Consider the following 6,000-nt stretch of genomic DNA (forward strand, 5'->3'; position numbering starts at 1 on the left):
ACATAAAAAATAAGAGCTGCACACCCAAGTCAACCTATGTAAAACAAAGTTGTGCTTGCCTACACACTGCTGATTTCAGTCTTAGACTAGAAGATGAGAGAATGAAGAGCCTTTAATCATGCAAGTCCTTTTTAAGGTCATTAGGCAGGAGCAAAATTCTCCTCCTCAAGTTCAGACTTACACACTGGATGTTGATCCCGGCAACACAATTCTGGATTGCTTAAATCGTATTAAGTGGGAGCAGGATGGAAGTTTAGCTTTTCGCAAGAATTGTCGTAACACAATTTGCGGCAGCTGCGGAATGCGAATCAATGGTCGTTCTGCGCTAGCTTGCAAGGAAAATGTGGGCAGTGAACTGCAAAGGCTGCAACAGATAGCGGCAAGTGCTACAACCTCAGATACGACGAGAAATACCTCAGATGTCATCCCAGAAATTACGATTGCCCCAATGGGCAATATGCCTGTAATTAAGGATTTGGTGGTAGATATGCACAGCTTTTGGGATCACCTGGAAGCTGTTGAACCCTATGTCAGCACTGGTGCAAGGCAAGTCCCAGAACGAGAGTTTCTGCAAACACCCCAAGAGCGAGAGAAACTGAATCAAACAGGCAATTGTATTTTATGCGGTGCCTGCTATTCTGAATGCAATGCCCGTGAAGTGAACCCAGATTTTGTAGGCCCCCACGCTTTAGCTAAAGCTTACCGGATGGTGACGGATTCTCGCGACTTTGAAACAGAATCTCGTTTAGAAAAATATAATCAGGGGACTCAGGGCGTTTGGGGCTGTACCCGCTGTTTTATGTGCAATACGGTTTGTCCGATGGATGTTGCCCCAATGGATCAAATCGGGAAAATTAAACAGGAAATTCTTGACCGGAAGGATGCCCAAGACAGCCGCCAAGTTCGCCACCGGAAAGTATTAATTGATTTGGTTAAGGAAGGCGGTTGGATTGATGAACGCCGATTTGGCCTGCAAGTGGTGGGTAACTCTTTTCGAGATATTAAGGGGTTAATCAGCTTGGGGCCACTGGGTTTAAGAATGCTAGTTCGGGGTAAATTCCCTTTGGGATTTGAGCCGTCCGAGGGGGCGTTGGTAGTGCGATCGCTTATTGAATCTGTTCAAAGTCTGGAATCTCAACCAACATCTGACCAATATTAAACTAAAAGTGATGAATCCTGAAACTACTCCGACACCAAAACAAACGCCAGCAGAAGATTATAACAGTCCAGAACCTGCTTTTGGCTTTTCACCCTACGCCGAGCAACTTAACGGACGCTTCGCTATGATTGGGTTTGTTGCTTTGTTAATACTGGAATTTTTTACCCATCAGGACTTTTTCACCTGGCTGGGATTGCGCTAATAGCTTACTGGCAAAGTAGCAAATAGCAAATCCAGGCAGATACTCTAGAGTATCTGCCTCCACCCCTAAATTTGCCTAGATTAATTTTCTCAGCTTACCTTAGCCGCATCAGCAAACCGGATTTTTAGATAATCATTCTCCATCTTTGCCCCGGATGGTTGTAAAGCCGCCAGTGCTTGCGGCAACACCAAATTGCGCCGATGGTTGCCAATGGTAATATTTAACTCATCCCCAGTTTTACTTAACTGAACTTGATCCTTGGCAATACCAGGTAAATACAGTTCCAAACTATACTGGTTTTTTTCTTGCACAACTTTGAGAGTCGTTTCCTTGTAATATACCTGAGTCGGGTCTTCGTCCTTATATAGTGTTTCCTTCAGCCGTTCTAAGGCATCCAAACCGCACATTTCCTCAGAGTAAAGCGGAACTTCCTTCACAGGCAATGGATGGAAATTTTGGTGAATATCCTGCCGATATTGCTGCTGATTCTCCTTCCAACGTTGAAAGAAGGGGTCAGTCACTTGCTCTGGTATAATCCGATTTGCCACCACCAAATCTGTAGCAACATTGTACAAACTTAAATAAGCATGGGCGCGAAGAGACTCTTTGATCACCATTTTTTCTGGATTGGTGACTAAGCGCACCGAAGTTTGAGTATTGTCAGTTAATACTTTTTCCAACGCTTCAATCTGCTCGTAAAATTCATAGGGAGCATCCATGACCTCTTTATCTGGTAAAGAAAAACCTGCAAGCGGTCTAAAGATGGGTTCAACCAAAGGTCTTAGAGCAACTGATATTCCTTGTAATGGCTTATAAAAACGTCTCATATACCAACCGCTAACTTCCGGTAAACTTAGCAGTCTCAGTGCAGTTCCAGTGGGAGCCGAGTCAATAATGAGTACATCAAATTCGCCTTCATCGTAGTGGCGCTTCATGCGAACTAAACCGAAAATTTCATCCATCCCAGGTAGAATGGCTAATTCTTCCGCCTGTACGCCATCCAATCCCCGCGCCTGCAAAACCTGGGTGATATAGCGCTTGACAGCACCCCAGTTTCCTTCCAATTCCATCAGCGCGTCTAGTTCTGCTCCCCACAGGTTGGGGCGAACTAGACGTGGATCGTGTCCCAATTCTAGGTCAAAACTGTCGGCAAGAGAGTGGGCGGGGTCGGTGCTAAGAACTAAGGTTTTATAGCCGAGTTCAGCACAACGCAAGCCCGTTGCAGCTGCTACAGACGTTTTGCCAACGCCCCCTTTCCCTGTCATTAAAATTACACGCATTGATAATTAAACCCCGCCTGAAAATTGCTTATATTTATTTACTGTAGCGGGTTTTCTCTAACTACAGGTATCCTTGAAGATTTTGATTCCTTAGTTTGAATCCTAAATGAAATTTATTTACTTTACTAGCTTCTATAAGCCGTTATCGTAAATTTACTCTAAAAATTATTCATTTTTATTCTCTTTACGGGGTAAAGCGGGGATATGCTGCTTTAGTACATCGAGGCGGGAACATTTCCAGTAGTCAATATGAGAATTAATTAGCCCATTGGAGTTGACTTTTAATTCGCTCCAGCCGGGAACAGCAATGCGTGGTTTCCAGGGAAGCGGAGTATTCCAACTTAATGTCCACTCCATGTTTATTGTGTCTCCTGACTGGCGAATGTCGTGTAAATCCATCTTGACGGCAATAAAAAAGGTGTTGATAAAGCCAATCATGGCTTTATACTTCCCAAGACCACGAAATTTGCTGAGCGGATCTTGGAAAAAGATATCTTTTGCATAGATGCTGAAGGTCTGGTTTTCTGGGAATCTTTGATAGTCTTCTTTAAGAATTTGAAGGATACCCATAAGATAAAACGTATGATTAGAAGTTATACCTAGTTTGCTAAAACTCTCTAGAGGCTAGGGTTTCACAATCCAAAATCCGCTCCCCCTACATTTTTAGGGGGAATTCCAAAATCTAAAATGGTGTTAAGGTTCTACTTCTGGCCAGAGGCGTTCTAATTGACGTCGCCAAGCTGCCAGCACTTGTTCACGAGCTTCAGCGCCTAGATCCATTTCACCCATTAAACCTTCTTCATAAAACCGATCTAAGGTTTGGAGTGTTGCTTCGAGGGTTTGTCCCTGTTGCTTGGCAGCGAGGATAATTTGACTGATGCGAGTTTCAATCAGCTGATTAAAGCAGTCGGATAAACCTGTTTGATGTAGAGAGACGAGTCGCGCGATCGCTCCTGAAAAATCCTCTCCACTTAAACTATCGAGATTGTGCTGAAACACGCCCCATAACACCTCTTGATGCAAGGCATAGCGGCTTTCCTGGGTATTATCAAAGTTGGCTTCTAAGAGCTGTTCCAAAAACGGTTGAGCTTCTTTAGCGGGTGCGATTGGTACTAGAACTCGCAACCAAGATCCATCGTCGGATAGTAGCACCAACAGCCGCATTTGGGGCGTTTCTACTTGCCACAATCCGGGTGCGGTTGCCTCAATAGCTTCTGCACCAAATATTTCTGTAAGGTTAGCGTTGATTTGTTCAGGTTTCATAATTTTCTAATAATAATCCCCCAACTTGCGTCGGGGGAAACTTCTCAAGACATAGAACTGAGGAAGGAAGGGAGAATTAATTCATTTTTGTTCATCCCTCATCCTTTTAGGTCAACCATTCGGGAACGGCTTCTTCTTTAGTGTTGGTATTCCGGCTAGGAGTTTCGCGGGTGAACTTCATGTGAACCGAGCGGGTTTGCTCACCATCAGCCGCGACAGCCATGATCGGATAGTCAATCAACCCATCTTGGAAGGACATTTGGAAGCGGAAAGTACCATCGGAATTAAGCTTAATCGGACGACCGCCAATGGTAACGGTAGCATCAGGCTCGGTAGCACCGTAAACAATCAGCTCAGCATCGGCAATTAGCCAGAACTGACGCGGACGCATGGGTATTGCGGAAGCAGAGAAGCCAGCACCCGACATTCCAACACCGGACATGGTAAGACCAGAGGTGGTGGGAACTGCCCACATACCAACGCCAGAGGGGAAGACGTAGGAGCTGATGGCTTGTTCTGCGAGGGGTACTTGCTGCATGGAACCGTACAGCGAACCTGCTACGCGCTGAGCTTCGGTGGTCTGAGCCATGCCGAAGATTTCGTCGTAGATAGGGTTGCCAGTGGCAGGGGCGGCACTGTAGCCAGTTGCTGCCATTGGCATTTTCTTGGCTGGAGGAACCAATTCGAGGAAGGTTTTGCCGCGCAGGTCTTCTTCCCAGGCTAAGGTGATAAATTGGTCTTCAATCCAGTCGCTAGGATAAACGGGAGGAACGCGCACGGGAGCGGAACGAGCTAAGACTAAAAAGCGACCATCTGCACAGCGGTAGCCGATGTCTACAACGTAGTCGCGATCGCTCACGGGCATGGGCAAATACCATTCCCGCGCTAACTCGTCGCAAGGATATTCTTGAATGCTGTGTGGGCTTTGGTATTCCAGGCTCATGTCTGTGACATCGTACAGTCGCAGAGCTAGTTGTTGTCCCCCTTGACGGCGCAAGTCTTCTTTATGCTCGTTGGGGATATCCCAGTACGTGTAAGCCCATTGTGGATCGCGAGGCATCAAGACAACGCGGCTTTCACCGTAACCACCAGGTAAATCTCCTAACCCTTCGTCTACGGATGCCAGGGTACCGCCAGTCCGGTCTTCCTGACCAAGTTCAAATTTTGCTGCTTCCACTTCTTCTTGTGCCTCCAGTGTGCGAGATGGACTGAGAGAAATCTTGGTGCGCTGAACTTCTTGAATTGATGCCAGCAGTTGGTCTTTCCGCATTCTGCTGTATCGAGAGATGCTGCACTCACTGGCAACTTTGCGGAGTTGCCGCAATGTCATCTCTTCTAGGGGTGGGCGTTCTTTTGCCATAACGTATTGTCTCCAGTAGTTTCTTTCGGCAGGTAGGTTACTCCTCTAGAGACTGGTTAACGAAGCGCACAAAGTGCAGTTTCGCGTCTCTTCAACTTCGGAAAGCTGGGCAATGTTGCCTCTTACTGAAATCCGTAACGTTTTTTAGTCTGTTCCGGTCTTGAGCGAGTCGATTTTTCCTTTTAAGCAGCAGGATTTTCAAACGACACCTTGAAGACTTACTTGCTTTCCATCTGAATTGAGAAGCGAACTGGCCGCCAATGTTTTCAGAAATGTGCTTTCCACATTTCTTTGGGATCGCGGGATCGCTTTGTTAATCTTATGTTGTAAAAAATTCCTGGTTAAATCAAGGGGTTTCTGGGCTGATTATAGGTATATCTACGAAGTTATAGGCAATCTGGGGATCACATTGTCAGGAAACTATGACAATCAATGGGATCTGGGATCAACTCCAAGGGGGCATTTGCTTGAATCCTTTCCAGGCAAGCTAAATATGTCAGGAAATCCTGACATATAAGCGAGCAACCGGGTTTCTAGCTTTGGGGTTAATACTTTTCGGTTAAGACAAACCTAATCCCCAACTCTTTCGCTTAAAGGGAAAGGCAGGGTGGTTTCAATGTCAACAGAGAAAAATGAGGATGGGTTGATAAACCATATTCAACCATCAACCCATGACCCTCATAGATCAATTAAAAACCATTGCAGACCCCCGTAGTCCAAGAGGAAAACGGCATCC

The 6,000-nt window shown here is 45.8% G+C and carries 6 protein-coding genes; 2 read left to right on the forward strand and 4 right to left on the reverse strand.

The features are described from left to right. The first annotated feature begins 118 nt into the window (after window positions 1–118). Window positions 119–1,159: a succinate dehydrogenase/fumarate reductase iron-sulfur subunit gene (locus tag H6F74_RS16730; protein ID WP_190443065.1), complete on the forward strand. Its 1,041-nt coding sequence runs from the start codon at window positions 119–121 to the stop codon at window positions 1,157–1,159. Between the two features lie 10 nt (window positions 1,160–1,169). Beyond that, on the forward strand, window positions 1,170–1,361 hold the full coding sequence (locus H6F74_RS16735; RefSeq protein WP_190443067.1) for a chlorophyll a/b-binding protein: 192 nt from the start codon (window positions 1,170–1,172) through the stop codon (window positions 1,359–1,361). An 89-nt stretch (window positions 1,362–1,450) separates the two neighbouring features. Here H6F74_RS16735 and H6F74_RS16740 read toward each other — a convergent pair whose 3' ends face one another. The 4 genes from H6F74_RS16740 to H6F74_RS16755 form a co-directional block, all read right to left on the reverse strand. Continuing rightward, on the reverse strand, window positions 1,451–2,641 hold the full coding sequence (locus H6F74_RS16740) for a TRC40/GET3/ArsA family transport-energizing ATPase (RefSeq protein WP_190443069.1): 1,191 nt from the start codon (window positions 2,639–2,641) through the stop codon (window positions 1,451–1,453). Between the two features lie 165 nt (window positions 2,642–2,806). Next, window positions 2,807–3,211 (reverse strand): DUF2358 domain-containing protein, encoded by a 405-nt coding sequence (locus tag H6F74_RS16745; RefSeq protein ID WP_190443071.1) that lies wholly within the window; start codon window positions 3,209–3,211, stop codon window positions 2,807–2,809. A gap of 123 nt (window positions 3,212–3,334) precedes the next feature. Next, a complete protein-coding gene (locus H6F74_RS16750; RefSeq protein WP_190443073.1) occupies window positions 3,335–3,904 on the reverse strand; it encodes a CesT family type III secretion system chaperone in 570 nt (189 codons plus the stop codon). A gap of 106 nt (window positions 3,905–4,010) precedes the next feature. Continuing rightward, window positions 4,011–5,264, reverse strand: a complete 1,254-nt coding sequence (locus tag H6F74_RS16755; RefSeq protein ID WP_190443075.1) for a DUF4912 domain-containing protein — start codon at window positions 5,262–5,264, stop codon at window positions 4,011–4,013. Window positions 5,265–6,000 lie beyond the last annotated feature (736 nt).

It is taken from the genome of Trichocoleus sp. FACHB-90, from assembly GCF_014695505.1.
In the GTDB taxonomy this organism is placed as follows: domain Bacteria; phylum Cyanobacteriota; class Cyanobacteriia; order Cyanobacteriales; family FACHB-T130; genus Funiculus; species Funiculus sociatus.